16 protein-coding genes and 1 tRNA gene are annotated in these 16,825 nt (G+C 63.5%); 9 read left to right on the top strand and 8 right to left on the bottom strand.

Annotated elements, in window-relative coordinates:
- Window positions 1–178 precede the first annotated feature (178 nt).
- Window positions 179–1,663: a hypothetical protein gene (locus C1M53_RS31770; protein WP_165358225.1), complete on the top strand. Its 1,485-nt coding sequence runs from the start codon at window positions 179–181 to the stop codon at window positions 1,661–1,663.
- 177 nt (window positions 1,664–1,840) lie between these two features.
- Here the strand turns inward: C1M53_RS31770 and C1M53_RS23515 are convergent, their stop codons facing one another.
- The 4 genes from C1M53_RS23515 to mscL all read right to left on the bottom strand — a co-directional run bounded on the left by C1M53_RS23515 (window position 1,841) and on the right by mscL (window position 5,128).
- Window positions 1,841–2,113: a hypothetical protein gene (locus tag C1M53_RS23515; RefSeq protein WP_129414437.1), complete on the bottom strand. Its 273-nt coding sequence runs from the start codon at window positions 2,111–2,113 to the stop codon at window positions 1,841–1,843.
- A 130-nt stretch (window positions 2,114–2,243) separates the two neighbouring features.
- On the bottom strand, window positions 2,244–3,335 hold the full coding sequence (locus C1M53_RS23510) for a branched-chain amino acid aminotransferase (protein ID WP_101935159.1): 1,092 nt from the start codon (window positions 3,333–3,335) through the stop codon (window positions 2,244–2,246).
- 94 nt (window positions 3,336–3,429) lie between these two features.
- On the bottom strand, window positions 3,430–4,596 hold the full coding sequence (locus C1M53_RS23505; RefSeq protein ID WP_129414436.1) for a pyridoxal phosphate-dependent aminotransferase: 1,167 nt from the start codon (window positions 4,594–4,596) through the stop codon (window positions 3,430–3,432).
- A gap of 109 nt (window positions 4,597–4,705) precedes the next feature.
- The gene (gene mscL / locus C1M53_RS23500) at window positions 4,706–5,128 is read right to left on the bottom strand and encodes a large conductance mechanosensitive channel protein MscL (protein WP_129414435.1); all 423 of its coding nucleotides are present in this window, start codon (window positions 5,126–5,128) and stop codon (window positions 4,706–4,708) included.
- Between the two features lie 220 nt (window positions 5,129–5,348).
- Here mscL and C1M53_RS23495 point away from each other — a divergent pair, with 220 nt between their 5' ends.
- Window positions 5,349–8,843: a PAS domain-containing hybrid sensor histidine kinase/response regulator gene (locus C1M53_RS23495; protein ID WP_165358224.1), complete on the top strand. Its 3,495-nt coding sequence runs from the start codon at window positions 5,349–5,351 to the stop codon at window positions 8,841–8,843.
- Window positions 8,844–8,851: 8 nt separating this feature from the next.
- Here C1M53_RS23495 and C1M53_RS23490 read toward each other — a convergent pair whose 3' ends face one another.
- Window positions 8,852–9,511 carry a response regulator transcription factor gene (locus C1M53_RS23490; RefSeq protein WP_129414433.1) on the bottom strand — a complete coding sequence of 220 codons (660 nt, stop codon included), beginning with the start codon at window positions 9,509–9,511 and terminating at the stop codon, window positions 8,852–8,854.
- A gap of 305 nt (window positions 9,512–9,816) precedes the next feature.
- On the opposite strand from C1M53_RS23490, the gene C1M53_RS23485 reads away from it, so the two are divergent.
- On the top strand, window positions 9,817–10,326 hold the full coding sequence (locus C1M53_RS23485) for a GNAT family N-acetyltransferase (protein ID WP_165358223.1): 510 nt from the start codon (window positions 9,817–9,819) through the stop codon (window positions 10,324–10,326).
- A 6-nt stretch (window positions 10,327–10,332) separates the two neighbouring features.
- Here C1M53_RS23485 and C1M53_RS23480 read toward each other — a convergent pair whose 3' ends face one another.
- A complete protein-coding gene (locus tag C1M53_RS23480; RefSeq protein ID WP_129414431.1) occupies window positions 10,333–10,764 on the bottom strand; it encodes a hypothetical protein in 432 nt (143 codons plus the stop codon).
- A gap of 112 nt (window positions 10,765–10,876) precedes the next feature.
- Between C1M53_RS23480 and C1M53_RS23475 the strand changes: the two genes are divergently transcribed.
- Both C1M53_RS23475 and C1M53_RS23470 read left to right on the top strand, forming a co-directional pair.
- Entirely contained in the window at window positions 10,877–11,227 is a 351-nt protein-coding gene (locus C1M53_RS23475) for a DUF952 domain-containing protein (RefSeq protein WP_129414430.1), read from the top strand.
- Window positions 11,224–12,306: a quinone-dependent dihydroorotate dehydrogenase gene (locus C1M53_RS23470; RefSeq protein ID WP_129414429.1), complete on the top strand. Its 1,083-nt coding sequence runs from the start codon at window positions 11,224–11,226 to the stop codon at window positions 12,304–12,306. The genes C1M53_RS23475 and C1M53_RS23470 overlap by 4 nt, the downstream gene beginning before the upstream one ends.
- A gap of 92 nt (window positions 12,307–12,398) precedes the next feature.
- Here C1M53_RS23470 and C1M53_RS23465 read toward each other — a convergent pair whose 3' ends face one another.
- Window positions 12,399–13,736, bottom strand: a complete 1,338-nt coding sequence (locus tag C1M53_RS23465) for an MATE family efflux transporter (protein ID WP_165358356.1) — start codon at window positions 13,734–13,736, stop codon at window positions 12,399–12,401.
- A 123-nt stretch (window positions 13,737–13,859) separates the two neighbouring features.
- Here C1M53_RS23465 and C1M53_RS23460 point away from each other — a divergent pair, with 123 nt between their 5' ends.
- Window positions 13,860–14,756, top strand: coding sequence for a histone deacetylase (locus tag C1M53_RS23460; RefSeq protein WP_129414428.1), 897 nt, complete (start codon window positions 13,860–13,862; stop codon window positions 14,754–14,756).
- A gap of 114 nt (window positions 14,757–14,870) precedes the next feature.
- Here C1M53_RS23460 and C1M53_RS23455 read toward each other — a convergent pair whose 3' ends face one another.
- The gene (locus C1M53_RS23455) at window positions 14,871–15,134 is read right to left on the bottom strand and encodes a DUF6460 domain-containing protein (protein WP_129414427.1); all 264 of its coding nucleotides are present in this window, start codon (window positions 15,132–15,134) and stop codon (window positions 14,871–14,873) included.
- A 110-nt stretch (window positions 15,135–15,244) separates the two neighbouring features.
- Here C1M53_RS23455 and C1M53_RS23450 point away from each other — a divergent pair.
- The 3 genes from C1M53_RS23450 (at window position 15,245) to C1M53_RS23440 (ending at window position 16,807) form a co-directional block, all read left to right on the top strand.
- Window positions 15,245–15,318, top strand: a tRNA-Gly gene (locus C1M53_RS23450).
- 156 nt (window positions 15,319–15,474) lie between these two features.
- Window positions 15,475–16,416, top strand: coding sequence for an alpha/beta hydrolase (locus C1M53_RS23445; RefSeq protein ID WP_245488648.1), 942 nt, complete (start codon window positions 15,475–15,477; stop codon window positions 16,414–16,416).
- Window positions 16,400–16,807 carry a DoxX family protein gene (locus C1M53_RS23440; RefSeq protein WP_129414426.1) on the top strand — a complete coding sequence of 136 codons (408 nt, stop codon included), beginning with the start codon at window positions 16,400–16,402 and terminating at the stop codon, window positions 16,805–16,807. The genes C1M53_RS23445 and C1M53_RS23440 overlap by 17 nt, the downstream gene beginning before the upstream one ends.
- Window positions 16,808–16,825 lie beyond the last annotated feature (18 nt).

The raw sequence follows: 16,825 nt of genomic DNA, 5'->3' as shown, positions 1-16,825 counted from the left end.
GAGATCCGAGCAATCCAGGAAAAATGTGTAGCGGTTTTCCGTCCGGAATTGCGTAAATCAAGACTTGGAGCGTTTCCGCGTCTCCGTGAGAAACGGAAACGCTCTAATCCATATCGGCCCCTTCCTTGCCAGGGATCGATATCCTAGGTTGCGAGCGGGGCGTTGAATGGAATGCGCGATGACAGTTCTTACTATTGACGACCGCTACAGACGCCCGTGGCCGCTGATACCGCTTGCTCTGGCATTCATGATCGTCACCGACATGGCGCAGGCCGGAGAAACCATCGCCATTCCCCGCTACCAGCCGGAAATCGGCAAGGTCGCAACCTATCGCATCGAGAAGACGACCGAGACCGACATGTCGCTGTGGTTCGACAAACCGGAAGCGGCTTCGATGGTGATGCGTGGGGATTTCCGTCAGCAGACCGCTGTGATCTCGCGCGATGACAAGGGGATGCGGATGCGCTGGGCGCTCTCGGCGGCGCTGCCGCCGGCAGCGCAAAGCGCTGCGGATTCCTATGCGATGAACCCCCAGTATGCGAATTCGCTTGCCGCCTACGGCCTGCAGCAGCTGGAGTTCGAGACGAACCTTACAGGCTATCCAACGGCACTGGTGGGAGCCGACCAGATCGTCGCCCAGATGGAAAGCCTCGTCGCCGCGCCGGGGCCAAGCGGCGCCACGGTACCAGCCGACAGCGTCGCCAGCCGGATGGTCCAAGCGGTCAAGGACAATCCGCTCAAGGTCGTCGACGTCCTTGTCCCGGAAGTGATCACTCTCAGCCTGGGTCAGGCGTCGCAGGATGCCACCCTCGAAGTCGGCAGTGCATGGAGCGCAAACAGCGACGAAAGCATCGGAGACGGGATCGTTCCCGCGACAGCGGCATGGAAGCTGGTGTCGACCGACAGCGCCCGGCGCATTGCCACCTTCAACATGCTGCAGAGTTTCGATCCGGCGGCCCTCCAGGCGGCGACGAAGGCGCCGACCGAAAAGATCATCGCGGGCTTCGGCGAACGCGCGAAACAACTGACGGAAGAGCAGATGACGCGGGTCCGAAGCCCGCAGAAGTCCCGCGACCTGACGCTGGTCGTGTCGCTGCAGGACGGCTCGACCGTGGAAGCCCTGGACAGCGTTACCGTGGACAGTGCCGGCACGAAGCTCACAATCGTCACCCATATCTGGCGCGACGATCAGTTGCCGACCTTGCCTCAGCCACCGGCATGGGAGGCGAAGACCGTCTCGGCTCAGAGCGTCAGCCCACTGGGACAGACCACAACGCAGCCCTTGAACCTGGAAGGGTTCAGCGGCAAATCAGGCGCACCGACACAGCAAGAAGCTGCGGCAGAACCGGCAAAAACCATTGCCCCGATCTCACTCAGGATCGCGAAGGCCGAAACCACCAAGGACCCGTTCTATGGGGAAACCGTCGTGAGCATCGTCCTGACACCGGACGGCGCCAAGGCTTTCGGCGATTTCACCAGCGCAGCGATCGGACGCAAGACACAGCTTCTGGTCGGCGAGACCGTGATCCTGGAACCAGTTGTTCGTGAGCCTATCCTGCAAGGCGAGATCACGGTCAGCGGCTTCGATACGACAACTGCCCGAAGTCTCGCGGAGAAGCTGTCCGCCCCGAACGCAGCGATCACCGTGCGGCTGGCGCCCTAGAGCGCCGCGCGTCCTTTCGGACGCGCAAAGGTCGCTCTAACACATTGATTTGGCGCATGACGGGTGGCGCATGCCACCCCTCCTTTCCGAAAATCGGAATCGATTTTCGGGGTCATGCGCTAGAGCGCTGCTCCTCCTTCAGAAACCGTCGCTCCTGACCGCGTCGCCCGGTTCGGATCAGGCGTTCCTGCGGCGCAGCATGAAGAAGGCCAGCCCACCCACGAGGATACCGCTGATGGCCCATTTGTAGGGCAGCACGTCGGCGATCTCACTGCGGATCGCACGCACCGCGACCGTGCCGGGGCGGGTTTCGACCGAGCCATTGCCGGCAGCGATCTGCTCAGGCGAGACCACCCATTCGGCGCCAGTCTTCTTGTCGTAATACATGAAGCCGAAACCGACGATGAGCGCGACCACCAGGGCCACGATGATTCTTGGGATGAACGACATCTTGTTAGTTCCAACACTTCAGCAAGGCATGCAACGCCCCCCGGGGTGGTTCCGCTTGACAGCAGCCCCCCGGCACTTGGTTTTTCAGGCAATTCCGGAAACAGGACCGCAATGCAGCGGTCGAGCGGTGTCAGATGCTGCGCATCCAGCCGTGGTCGTCCTTGACGGTGCCGCGCTGCACGCCGACCAGCTTGGCGCGCAGCTGCGAGGTGACCTCGCCGTCGCCGCTGTTGCCGATCGAGAACGAGCCTTCACGGAACTTCACCGTGCCGATGCCGGCGATGACGGCAGCTGTGCCGCAGGCGAACGCCTCGCGCAGCTTGCCGCTCTTGGCATCGGCCTGCCACTCGTCGAAGCCGTAGAGGCGCTCCTCGACCGTGTAGCCGGCCTCGGCAGCGAGCTTCATGATCGAAGCCCGCGTGATGCCGGGCAGGATGGTGCCGAGCGGCGGGGTCACGATGCGCTTGTCGTCCATGACGAAGAACACGTTCATGCCGCCAAGCTCCTCGATCCAGCGGCGCTCCGCCGCGTCGAGGAAGACGACCTGGTCGCAGCCGTTGCGGGTGGCTTCAGCCTGGGCGATCAGGCTGCCGGCATAATTGCCACCGCATTTTGCGGCACCGGTGCCACCGGGTGCCGCGCGTGTGTAGTCATCCGACACCCAGACGCTGACCGCCTTGTAGCCGCCCTTGAAATAGGCGCCGACCGGCGAAGCGATGACGCAGAAGATGTATTCGGTGGCCGGGCGCACGCCGAGGAAGGCTTCGCTGGCGAACATGAAGGGGCGCAGATACAGGCTGCCATCGCCTTCCGGAACCCAGGCGGCGTCGGTGCGAACCAGCGTCTCGACTGCTTCGATGAACAGGTCTTCCGGGATGGACGGCATCGCCATGCGTTCGGCCGACAGGTTGAGGCGGCGCGCATTCTCTTCCGGACGGAAAAGTGCCAGCCCGTCCGGAGTGCGATAGGCCTTCATGCCTTCGAAGATTTCCTGGGCGTAGTGCAGCACAGCCGCCGCCGGGTCGATGGCGAATGGTGCGCGTGCGCGGACCTGTGCATCGTGCCAGCCGCGATCGACGCTCCAGGTGATCGTGACCATGTGGTCGGAGAACACCTTGCCAAAGCCGGGATTTGCCATCAGCGCGGCGCGCGCTTCCGGCGAAGTCGGCGAGGCATGCGGTATCAGTTCAATGCGCGGCTTTGCTGTCGTCTGGGCAGTCATCTGGCGTACTTTCCTCAAGCCTTCCGTCGGGAGCGGCAAATGTCGCCTGCTGAGAGGCACGTAATAATATTGCTCGTAACAATCTTGCGCGAAATTACAAGCGCTGCGTCCAGTCCGCGATGCGCGTCGCGGCTTCTTCAAGCTGGTCCAGTCGACGCAGGAAGCACAATCTGAGGAATTTCTCGCCGCCGGCTCCGAAGGCCGTGCCCGGCGCCAGGCCGACATTGGCATGGTCGACGATGTCGAAGGCGGCGGCGCGGGAATCGTTCAGCCCGTCGATCGAAAAGAACAGGTAGAAAGCGCCGGGCGGCACTGCGAAGCGTATCTTGCCGGTCCGGCCGAGAATATCGCAGACAAGGTCGCGCGCCTGGCGTGCATGCGCAACCTGGCCGACGACGAAGGCGTCACCCTGGTCGAGGGCCGCGACCGCGCCGCGCTGCATGAACTGCGCTACCCCCGAGGTCGAGTACTGGATCAGGTTCTCGAATACCTGCTGCAGCGAGGGATGCGTCTTGATCCAGCCGACGCGCCAGCCGGTCATGCACCAGTTCTTCGAGAAGCTGTTGACGAAGAGGATGCGATCGTCATCGCGCATGACGTCGACGAACGACGGGGCCCGGCCGCCATCATAGTGGAACAGCGCATAGATCTCGTCGGCGATGATCCAGAGGCCCCTCGCCCGCGCCAGTTCCAGGATCGCCCGCAGGGTGTCGTGGTCGGCGGTCCAGCCGGTCGGGTTCGATGGCGTGTTGACGAAGATCGCCCGCGTGCGCGGCGTGATGGCCGCCGCGATCTTCTCGACGTCGCAGGTCCAGCCATTATCGGTGAGGTCGAGCACCACCGGCACCGGCACGGCGCCGCTGATACCGGCGGCGGCAGCGAAGTTCGGCCAGGCCGGCGACAGATAGATCGCCTCGTCGCCCTTGCCAGCAACGGCATCGAGCGCAAGCTGGATGGCATGCATGCCGGAACCGGTGAGGATGAATTCCTCCGGCGCGAAACTCCTACCGAAATGACGCTCATAATAGTGGCTGAGTGCCTGCCGCACTTCCGGGATACCCTTCTGCCAGGTGTAGAAGGTCTCGCCCCCTGCAAGCGCGCGGCTGGCGGCATCGGCGATGAAGGCAGGTGTCGGCTGATCGCCCTCGCCTGCCCACAGCGGGATCATGCCGTCACGGGCGCGACCATGGTTCATGACGGCGACAATGCCGCTTTCAGGCGCGGCGCGCGCTTCCGCGCGCAAGGTCTCGAACAAATGCATACCAGGTTCCATATCTTTAAGCCTGAAGTGCTATCGCTTTTGCCCAGGTCCGAAAACAGCAAAACCCGGCCGCAAGCGACCGGGTTCTTGGTCCAGAAGGACGGAAAAATTACTTTTTGGCGAGCAGGTCGCGAATCTCGGTGAGCAGCGCGACGTCGGCGGGCGGCGCTGCAGGCGCCGGGGCCGGCTTTTCGCTCTCGAGACGGCGACGCATGTTGTTCACTGTCTTGACCATCAGGAAGATGATCCAGGCGAGGATCAGGAAGTTGAGCACAACGGTAATGAAGGAGCCATAAGCGAAGACGGCACCCTGCTTCTTGGCTTCAGCGAGCGTCGTGGCCGTTACCGACGACGACAGACCGAAGAAGTAGTCGTTGAAGTCGAGGCCGCCGAAGATCGCGCCGACGATCGGCATGATGATGTCGTTGACCAGCGAGTCGACGATCTTGCTGAAGGCGGCGCCGATGATGACACCGACCGCCAGATCCATGACATTGCCTTTGGAGATGAACTCCTGAAATTCTTTCAGCATTTTGTCCTCCATTTTTCGTGGCGCCGCGCCACGACCCTCGGCAACCGGCCTCTCTGCCGATTCGCAGAAACAATAACAAAAACACACCGCAGCACGAGCAAAAACGAAACGCAGGGTTGAGGCGCCTCCGTGACGGTCCGCACCCAAGGTCGTAATGGACACACCGGCGAAGCTGTGGTTGCCTCGAAGCGCCATCGACACAACGATACAAGGAGACGGCGTGCAGGGCTGGTTCATCGTCATCATAGCGCTCGCCTATGTGACGTTGCTGTTCGCGGTTGCCAGCATTGGCGACCGGCGCGCCGCCGTGAGCGGCCCCGGCCGGCCACGGCCGCTGATCTTTGCGCTGAGCCTCGCCATCTACTGCACGTCGTGGACCTTCTTCGGCTCGGTCGGGCTGTCGTCCGAACGCGGCTGGGAGTTCCTCGGCATCTATATCGGCCCGGTGCTCCTGTTCATGTTCGGCTACCCGCTGCTGTCACGCATCGTGCGGCTGGCCAAGGCCGAGAAGATCACCTCGGTGGCCGACTTCCTCGGCGCTCGCTACGGCAAGAGCTTCACCGTGGCGGCGATCGCCACGCTGATCGCCACCATCGGCGCCGTGCCCTACATCGCGCTGCAGCTCAAGGCGATCTCCGGCTCGGTCAGCCTGATGGTCGAGCATTATTCCGGCTCACCGCCCTCCTTTGATCCCTTCGTGTCCGACATCTCGCTCATCGTGGCGATGCTGCTGGCGGTGTTCGCGGTGCTGTTCGGCACGCGCCATGCCGACGCCACCGAACACCAGGACGGGCTGGTGCTTGCGGTCGCGGTGGAATCGGTGGTGAAGCTCGCGGCCTTCGTGGCCATCGGGTTGCTCGTCACCTTCCTGGTGTTCGGCGGCCCGGGCGACATGCTCGACAGGCTCGGCGCCAATGCCCAGGTGCAGCAGGCAATGAGCTACCGCACCTCGCTTGCCACCTGGCTGGTGCTGACGGGGCTGAGCGCCTTCGCCATCGTGATGCTGCCGCGGCAGTTCTACGTGATGATCGTGGAGAACCGCAGCCTGCGTGAACTGCGCACCGCAACCTGGGTATTCCCGCTCTACCTCATCGCCATCAACCTGTTCGTGCTGCCGATCGCTCTTGCCGGATTGACCGTCGTCGGCGACCGCACCTCGAGCGATCTCTATGTCCTGTCGCTGCCGCTGCTCGGCGGCCATGATGGCCTGGCGATGGCCGCCTTCATCGGCGGTCTTTCCGCGGCCACGGCAATGGTCATCGTGGAGAGCGTCGCGCTCGCCATCATGATCTCCAACGATCTCGTCATCCCGCTGTTCGTGCGCCGTGTGCTGAAGAACAGCGCATCGGAAAACGAGGACTGGTCAACGCTGATCCTCAATGTGCGGCGCGGCTCGATCTTCATCGTGCTGTTCATCGCCTTCCTCTACTACCGCGCCTCGACCGACAGCGCCCGCCTCTCCTCGATCGGCCTGATGTCGTTCGCGGCGATCGCGCAGTTCGCGCCGGCGCTGATCGGCGGGCTGATCTGGCGTCGCGCCAATGGGCGTGGCGCAGCGCTCGGCATGGTGGCAGGCATCGCGATCTGGGCTTACACGCTGCTGTTTCCCTCGCTCGCCGCCCCCGACAATTTCATCGTCGTCAACGGCCTGCTCGGTATCGAGGCGCTCCGTCCGCAGGCGCTGTTCGGCACGGTTGCCGAACCGCTCAACCACGGCGTCATGTGGAGCCTGTCGATCAACGCACTGTTCTTCCTGCTGGGCTCGCTGTCGCGGGTCTCGGTGCCGCTGGAGCGCATCCAGGCGGCGATTTTCGTACCACGCGACGCCAGCCCGATGCCCAGCCTGCGCCGCTTCCGAACCGCCACGACAGTAAACGACCTCAAGGACACGATCGGCCGCTATCTCGGCGTCGAACGCACCGAGCGGTCGTTCCAGAGTTTCGAACGCGACAACAGCATCTCGCTGCACGGCAACGAGCAGGCCAGCATGGAGGTCATCCGCTTTTCCGAGCAGTTGCTGGCGAGCGCCGTCGGCTCGTCCTCGGCACGGCTGGTGCTGTCGCTTCTGTTCCGTCGCAACGACCGCGAATCCAGGGATGCTTTCCGACTGCTCGATGACGCCACCGAGGCGCTGCAGCACAACAGAGACCTGCTGCAGATCGCGCTCGACCAGATGGAGCAAGGCATCACCGTGTTCGACCCGGATTTCCGGTTGATCTGCTGGAACCGGCAATACCGCGCTCTGTTCGATCTGCCCGACGATATGGGCCAGGTCGGCGTGTCGCTCGACCAGATTCTGCGCCATCTAGCCGATCGCGGTGACATCCCGCAGGAGACGCGGCTGACCGTACTCGATCGGCTGGCCGGTTTCGCCGGCCCGTGGCAACTGGAGCTGAAGAACAGCGGCCGCATCCTGGAACTCCGCTCCAATCCGATGCCGGATGGCGGACTTGTTGCCACCTATGCCGACATCTCGGCACGCGTGGAATCCGACCTTGCGCTGAAGCGCGCCAATGAATCGCTGGAACAGCGTGTCAAAAGCCGCACCGCCGAGCTCACCCGCGTCAACGAGGAACTGGCGCAGGCGCAGATGCTCGCCGAGGAAGCCAATCTCGGCAAGACACGCTTCCTGGCCGCCGCCGGCCACGACATCCTGCAGCCGCTCAACGCCGCCCGGCTCTATTGCGCCTCGCTGATCGAAAAGGCCGGCAAGGGTGTCGCGGGGCAAGCGGCGATGAATATCGAATCCTCGCTGGAATCGGTCGAAACCATCCTCGGTGCCGTGCTCGACATCTCGCGGCTCGATGCCGGCGCGATGAAGCCGGAAGAGACGACGTTTCGCCTCGATGGCCTGCTTCGCCAGATCGGCACCGACTTCAAGCCGCTCGCAGCCGAAAAGCAGCTGAAGCTGACCATCGTGCCGTCGTCGCTGTCGGTGACCACCGACCGCAACCTGCTGCGCCGGCTGATCCAGAACCTGGTCTCCAACGCCATCAAATACACCCGCAAGGGCCAGATCCTCGTCGGCGTGCGACGGCGCGGGGACCTGGCCGAAGTGCAGGTGATCGACACCGGCATCGGCATCGCCGGCGACAAGCTGAACACGGTGTTCCGCGAATTCACCCGGCTGGACGAAGGCGCGCGCGAGGCGCAGGGCCTCGGCCTCGGCCTTTCCATCGTCGACCGTATCGCCCGCGTGTTGCGCCTCGAGATCAGGCTGTTCTCGAACCAGGGCAAGGGCACGCGTTTCTCGATCGTGCTGCCGGTGGCGGAAGCTGCGGCGGCAGCGCCGGAGATCAAGCCACGCACGATCTCCCGCACCGGCTCGACGCTTGCCGGCTTGACGGTCGCCTGCATCGACAACGACGCCCGCATCCTGGAAGGCATGCGGCTGTTGATCGAAGGCTGGGGCTGTGCGGTCACGACCTTCTCCGGCTCCACTGATTTCCAGGCGAGAGCGGAAAGCGCACCGCAGCCGGACCTTATCCTCGCCGACTACCATCTCGATGGAGAAACCGGGCTGGAGGTCATCGTCCGGCTGCGCCGCCACTATCGCGACGCCATACCGGCGGTGCTGGTGACGGCGGACCGCACCAGCGAAGTGCGCACGGCGGCAGCCGAACTCGATGTTCCAGTCATCAACAAGCCGGTCAAACCGGCAGCGCTGCGCACCATGATGGCGCGCGTGAAGCCATTGGCACCGGCAGCGGAATGATCGACCGGTCAGCCGCCGCCCTGCAGCGGGTCGGTGCCGATCTTTGACAACTGGATCACGGCCTGCGTGCGGCTGTCGACATCGAGCTTCTGCAGGATCGCCGAGACATGGGCCTTGATCGTGGCTTCGGAGACACCGAGCTCATAGGCGATCTGCTTGTTGAGAAGACCCGCGCCCAGCATGCCGAGCACCCGCGTCTGCTGCGGGGTCAGCGTCTGCAGGCGCTTGATGAGATCTGAGATTTCCGGATCGCGTTCGACGCCGAGATCAATGCCGGCAGGTGCAGAGATATCACCGGCAAGCACGGCTTTCACCGCTTCGCGGATTTCCTCCATGCTTGCCGACTTGGAGATGAAACCGGAAGCGCCAAGCTCCAATGCACGGCGGATTGTGACCGGGTCGTCATGCGCGGAGACCACGACCATCGGCACCGACGGATGGATGCCGCGCAACGCCACCAGCCCCGAAAGACCGCTGGCACCCGGCATCGACAGGTCGAGCAGCAGGAGATCGATATCCTCATTGGCGGTGACCAGCGCCTTGACGCTTTCGAAGTCACCCGCCTCGTGAATGGCGCCGACGTCGCCAACGCCGGCAAGCGCTGCCTTGAGGGCACCGCGAAACAGTGGGTGATCGTCAGCGATGACGAAGCTGTAGCCTGACGGCAAATGGTCCTCCACGCTCCCGAAACGGAAATACGATCAGACGACCGGCATTCCGTCCCATCTGCTTGCTTCGTCGCGTCATCCTCTCCGCACATCCACATTCTGCAGTGCCGACTTCGATTCAGGATGAAGCTCCGATCCTCCTCCCGCAGGATCAAGCGGACCGGATTATGCGGTCGCGGCCGGCGTTTTCAAGCGACAAAGACCATGGCGGCAGTTTTCCAACAGACATCGCTGCCGCAAACGGCGTAATAGTCCACTCGCCGCCGCCAGTCCTGGCTGGCCGGGACTGGACGCCGAGGAACAGCATGATCCTGGACGGAATGGTTGAAACCCCGCGGTTGACGATCCGCCCCTTCGTCCCCTCGGACGCGGCCTCCCTGGTTTCTGTCTTCTCCGATCCGGATGTTGCCCGCTATGTCGGCGACGGCGAAGCGCTGTCGCGCGAGGATGCGGAACTCTGGGTGACCAGGTCCGGCGAAAACCTGAAGCGCCATGGCTACGGAACGGGTGCGGTGATCGCCCGTTCGAGCGGACAGCTGATCGGCTGGGCCGGATACGCGCGTCCGCAAGACGGCCCCGAGCAGATCATCTACGGGCTGACTGCCGCGAACTGGGGACGTGGATTCGGCGATGAAATCGTCCAGGCGCTGGTCGGCTTTGCCGATGAACGCGGCGTCGCGACCGTCCTGGCAACGGTCGACCAAGCCAACACGAAATCCATCCGGCTGCTGGAGAAACACGGCTTCCGCCTCCGCGAGCGCCACCACGGTGGCGACGCGGAGGTGCATCTCTATGAACGGACCCGGTCCGGATGATCCGGATCACGTCTTCTGCAGGTTCGGCTTGGCAGGATCGGTTTCCTTGTCCATGTCCTTGACGATGCCCATGAAGCCACGCACGAAACGCTCCATGTAGCCCATCGTCTTGTTGAATTCCTCTTCGGACGGCAGTTTGGATTCCAGCCGCGCCGTCAGCGAATTCTCAAGTTTGGTCACTCGCTCCTCCAGCGACTTGACCGTACCCTGCAGCCGGTCGATGTCGTCCTGGAAAGCGGTGCGTTCGTCGGCGGCGACACGGCAAACCAGCTGGCCGTCGCGTTCGTTGCAGATCGACATCGCGCCGGTCTGCGTGTCCATGCGCACATAACCGTCATTGGTCTTTTCCAGCTTGTAGCGGCTGGCATCCTCGGCGAGCGCAGGAGTCGCCAGCAGTCCTGCCAATGCGGCAGGAATGATCAGCCTTTCGAAACGCATGGTGTTCTCCTTCAGCCGTTTTGCGCAGTGTGGCCGCGCTTTGCGCCAGAATTGCGGAAACCGCGCGGTTCGCACTCTTTCCCGGCTGCCACAATCGGACTATAGCGCTGCCATGTCACGATTTGTCTACAAGATCGCGCCGCAGTCGCTGTGGCAGGAAGCCGAAGCCCTCGGCCGTTTCACCGGAGCTCCCGTCGACCTTGCCGACGGCTATATTCATTTCTCGACCGGCACCCAGGTCAAGGAAACCGCGGCCCGCTATTTTGCCGGCCTGGACGACCTCGTGCTGGTGGCGCTCGACGAGGCGAAGCTAGGATCGGCGCTGAAATACGAAGTTTCGCGCGGCGGCGAGTTGTTCCCGCATCTCTATGCCGAATTCACGCTCGATGCGGTTGCCTGGGTCAAGCCGCTGCCGCTCGGTGCTGACGGCAGCCATGTCTTCCCGCCGTTGGAGGCCGAATGAGCCTGATCGACCGCATCGGCCAGCAGGTCCTGTTCAGCTTCGATCCCGAGACGGCGCACGGATTGTCGATCACCGCCCTGCGTTGCGGCATGCCGGTGGCTGCGCGCGCTCCACGTGATTCCCGTCTCGAGGTCAGCCTGTGCGGCCTCGATTTCCCGAACCCGCTCGGCATGGCGGCGGGCTACGACAAGAATGCCGAGGTACCGGACGCGCTGCTTGGCCTAGGCTTCGGCTTTGCCGAGGTCGGCACGGTGACGCCGCTGCCGCAGGCAGGCAATCCGAAACCCCGCATCTTCCGCCTCACCCGCGACGAGGCGGTGATCAACCGGCTGGGCTTCAACAATGAAGGCCATGACGCCGCCGAGAAACGCCTGCTGGCGCGCAAGGGCCGGAGCGGCATCGTCGGCGTCAACATCGGCGCCAACAAGGATAGCAGCGACCGTAGCGGCGACTATGAAAAAGGTGTCGCGCGTTTCGCGCCGCTGGCTTCCTACCTCACCGTCAACATCTCCTCGCCCAACACGCCTGGCCTGCGCAACATGCAGGCGCGTGAGCAACTGGGAGAATTGCTGTCGCGCGTCATGGCGGCGCGCGCCAAAGCTACGAAACAGCCACCGGTGTTCCTGAAGATCGCACCCGACCTGGTCGAGGTGGAGCTCGAGGACATCGCCGCCGAGGTCACTGAAAAGGCGGTCGACGGCGTCATCGTCTCCAACACCACGATTTCACGTCCATCACTGAAAAGTGCTGCCCATGCCGGCGAGACCGGTGGGCTTTCCGGCAAGCCGCTGTTCGAACGCTCGACGGCGGTGCTGGCGCGGATGCGCAGGCTGCTCGGCCCGGACCGCGCTATCATCGGCGTCGGCGGTGTCGATTCCACGGAAACCGCGCTGGAAAAGATCCGCGCCGGCGCCGACCTCGTCCAGCTCTACACCGGCATGATCTATGCTGGCCCGTCACTGCCGGGACGCATCGTCAGCGGCATGCTGCGCGCCGTGGAAAAGGATGGGCTGAAATCCATTCGCGATCTGCGCGACAGCCGGTTGGATGAGTGGCTGAAGAAGGGATTGGGGGAATAGGCAGCCGGCAGTCGAGAGGAGCACGACGAGACGCTGTCTGGAACACCAGAGTCCAGCACTGCGACGAAGACACCGCCACTGCCTACTGCCTCCTAGAACGCTTCCCGCACCCGCCGCCGCATGATGGCGAACAGGCTGAAGCCGCGCACCAGCAGGAAGACGTGCAGCGAAGCCCATAGGCCGTGATTGCCGAAGGCCGGCGCCAGCGTCAGCAATGCGGCCAGGAAGACGACGAACGACAATAACATCATGTTGCGCATGTCGCGTGACCAGGTGGCGCCGATGAAGACGCCGTCCATCTGGAAGGCGAGCACGCCGCTGATCGCCGTGAAGGCGGCCCAGGGCAGATAGATGTCGGCAACGTCGCGCACAGCATCCGAGGTGGTGACGACGCCGACGAGTGCGGCGCCGCCGAACAGCAGCACCAGGGTCGCCGTGCCGGCCAGCCCGTAGCCCCACCACAATGTGAGCCGAACCGCGCGACGGAACGAGCTTTCGGCACGGGCACCGATGGCGCGGCCGGCGAGTTGTTCAGCCGCGGTGGCGAAGCCGTCCAGGAAATAGCCGGCGATCAGGAAGAAGTTCATCAGCACGGCATTGGCGGCCAGCGTCACCGTGCCGAACTGGGCACCCTGGCGGGTGAACAAGGCAAAGGCGGCAAGCAGCGAGAACGAGCGGATCATGATATCGCGGTTAAGCGACATCATGTGCCTGTAGGCCGTCCAGTCGAGGATGCGGCTGACCGGCAGCCGCCCGCTGCGCGCGAAGCGCCTCAGCACGATCGCCAGTCCGAGCAGCATGGCGCAAAACTCGCCGATCACCGTTGCCCAGGCGACGCCCGATACGCCCCAGTTGAGTTCGAGCCCGAGCACGATGCACAAGGCGATGTTGATGCCGTTGAGCACGATCTGCAGAAACAGGCCGAGATTGCCCTCGCCCCGCCCGAGCACGTAGCCGAGGATGGCGTAGTTGACGAGCGAAAAGGGGGCCGCCAGCAGGCGGATGCGGACATAGGTGTCCATCGCCTCGCTGACACGCGCCTCGGCGCCCATGAACTTCTGGCCGAGCAGTGATACCATCGGCGCGAGCGCCGCCAGGATGACGCCGGCGACGATGGCGATCAGCACCGCGCGCCAGAAAACGGCCTGTTCTTCGGCAGCGTCGCCGCGGCCGAAGGCCTGAGCGACCAGCCCGGTGGTTCCGGAACGCAGGAAATTGAACGTCGTGAAGACGACGTCGAACGCCAGCGCGCCGGCCGCAAGCCCGCCGAGCAGCGCGGCATCGCCGAACTGGCCGACGACCGCCGTATCGACCAGGCCGAGCAACGGCGTGGTGAGATAGGCAAGAGTCATCGGCACCGCGATGGCAAGCACCGAACGGTTGGTGACCGAAAACGGCCGGCTCGCGACCGCTGACGACGCCTGATCCAGCTTGCTCTCCCGGAGATGTCTTGAACGTGGCACCGATGTGGCCCAATTTCACCCTGCCATGCAACTGACAATCAGCCTGGGCAATCGAATTGCCTCCCTGGCGTCATCCCCGAGTACGACCGCTTGCCCCTGCAAATCGCCCATCATCCCGACTATGACGCCGGCTTCGCCGTCAACCATCGTTTCCCGATGCGCAAGTATCCGCTGCTGATGCAGGCGTTGATCGCGCGCGGACTGACAGACGCTCTGCACCAGCCGGAACCGGCAGCGCCGCGATGGCTGAAGCTTGCGCATGACACGACCTATGTCGACCAGGTCATCGACTGCACCGTGCCAGCCGGCATCGAGCGCGAGATCGGCTTTCCGGTCGGTCCGCGGGTGTCGCTGCGCGCGCAGCTCGCGGCGGCTGGAACGGTATTGGCAGCCAGGTTGGCGCTCGAACACGGCATCGCCTGCAACGCGGCCGGTGGCAGCCATCACGCCAGACGAACGCAGGGCGCCGGCTTCTGCACCTTCAACGACGTTGCCGTCGCCGCACTTGCGCTGCTCGAGGAAGGCCTGGTCGGCAATGTGCTGGTGGTCGATCTCGACGTACATCAGGGCGACGGTACCGCCGATATCCTGCGCGACGAGGAACGGGTCTTCACCTTCTCCATGCATGGCGAGCGCAACTATCCGGTGCGCAAGATCGCCTCCGACCTCGACATAGGCCTGCCGGACGGCATGGAGGATGGTGCCTATCTGGAACGGCTGGCCGATATTCTGCCAAGGTTATGCAGCCTGCGGCACTGGGACCTCGTCTTCTACAATGCCGGCGTCGACGTGCATGCCGAGGACCGGCTCGGCCGGCTTTCGCTGAGCGATGCCGGCATCCGCGCCCGCGACCGGCTGGTGATCGAAACCGTCCGTACTCGCGGCATGCCGCTGTGCGGGGTCATCGGTGGCGGCTATTCGACCGACGTGCCGACGCTGGTCGAACGCCACGCCATCCTGTTCGAGGAGGCTACCGCCACGGCCTGACCTGGAGCGTTTCCGTTTTTCAAGGAAACGCTCCAACTTTTTGTTTTCGCTGCATTTTGTAACGCCAAGTGTTCCACCTGACTACCAGATGCTCTGACGTCTCAGCGTGGTGCGCTATTTGCGATAGCTCGCCAGCCTCAGCAGGATGAAGGCCGGAATGACGATGGCTGCGCCGAGCAGGATGTAGCCGACGAAACGGTCGACGGCGCGGAAGCCGAGATTCCACAGATCGATGAAGAAATCACGGATACCATAGAGCACGTCGAACGGCGACCAGCCGAACGCGCTCATGACGATGCCGACGAGGAACGACACCACGAGCAGCTTCAGAAACACCTTGAACGGCGAATCGCCAAGGAAGCGGGTCAATGCGGACAAAGGCTCTTCTCCTTCGAACTCCCCCGTTGAGATACGCGCTCGCGGCGCCCGCTTCAAGTTGCGGCTTTGTCATTGCCGGACGTACCGGGGCCATGCTAACGAGGCGGCGCGCGGGTATGATGTAATGGTAGCCTGTCAGCTTCCCAAGCTGAACGCGCGGGTTCGATTCCCGCTACCCGCTCCAGCTTGCCGCTTTGATCCGATCGGGCATTTCCGGCGTATAGTCACCAAACGCCCACTGTCTGTGCCGCCGCCATGCCAAGCCCACCGGATCTCACGAATGGCTTTTCGTTCTTTCATGCAACCGCTGCTGGTGATGGGACTGGCTGTGTCCCTGGCCATGCCCGCACATCGCGGGGTGGCCAGCGAGGTCGAGGCGGTGCGGATCGATGTCGGCGGCTACAAGCTGAACAGTGTTCTGCTTAAGCCTGGTGCGAAGGCGGATCTGCCGCCGATCGTATTCATTCATGGCGCCAGCAGCAGCCTTTATGACCAACTGCTGTCCTTTCGGGAGAGACTGGAGGGAAGAGCCGCCCTGCTGTTCGTAGACCGCCCGGGCCATGGCGCCTCCGACGCCGGTGGTGCACGGAACATCCTTCCCGATGGCCAGGCCGACGCGATCTCGACATTGATGGAAAAACGCGGAATCGACAGGGCCATCATCGTCGGGCATTCGTTCGGTGGAGCGATTGCCGCCGCTTTTGCCGTTCGTCACCCTGAAAAGGTGATCGGTCTCGTTTTTCTGTCGCCGGCCGTCTATCCTTGGTCGACGGGCATCGACTGGTACTACGATGTTGCCCGGACCCCGGTCATCGGCCATGTGTTCAGCGCACTGGTGGTCCCGCCGCTCGGTTTCGCCGCGATCGAAGGAGCAGCGGATGCGGTGTTCGCTCCCAATCCACGTCCCGATGATTATGTCAGGAAAACCCGCGCATTGCAGGCGATCAGCCCGGGCCGTTTCCGGCACAACGCGCAGGAGATCGCCGCACTCAGCGACTGGGCCAAGACCGCCAGCCGCGATTATCCCGACATCAAGGCGCCGACAGTCATCATAACGGGCGATGCCGACAGAATAGTCTCCCCCGAAATCCACTCGCGTCACCTCGCCCGCGACATACGCGGCTCGCAACTGATCGTCGTCCGCAATCTCGGCCACAAGCCGGACTACGTCGCCGGCGATCTCGTCGTCGCCGCCATCGAGCGGGTTGCCGGCCGCAAGCGGGATCTGCAAGCCATCGCGCGATCGGTGGAAGAGCGAATAGCAGATGACGGCAAGGATTGAGCGTCGACGGTTTGGATGCGCCATTGCGCTGGCGATCTTCTTCGGCGCGGCCGGCGTGCTTCACATCGCCTTACCGCAACCGTTCCTGCGCATAACGCCCGGCTGGGTTCCGGAACCCGAACGCGTTATATTCCTCACCGGACTTTGCGAGATCGCCGGTGCGATTGGCCTGCTTGCGCCGCGCGCAAGGCGTTACGCTGGTGCAGGCCTGTCGCTTTATGCCATCTGCGTTTTTCCGGCCAACATAAAGCACGCCTACGATACGCTGAGTGGTGACCCTTCGCTCTGGCAATGGGTCTATCACGCCATGCGCCTGCCGCTTCAACCGGTCATCGTCTGGCTCGCGCTTTTCGCCGGAAATGTCGTTGGGCCGCCCTTTCGCAAGGTTTAGACAGCGCGGACGGCCCGT

It is taken from the genome of Mesorhizobium sp. Pch-S (assembly GCF_004136315.1).
In the GTDB taxonomy this organism is placed as follows: domain Bacteria; phylum Pseudomonadota; class Alphaproteobacteria; order Rhizobiales; family Rhizobiaceae; genus Mesorhizobium.
This window is presented reverse-complemented; position numbering and strand designations above follow the sequence as displayed.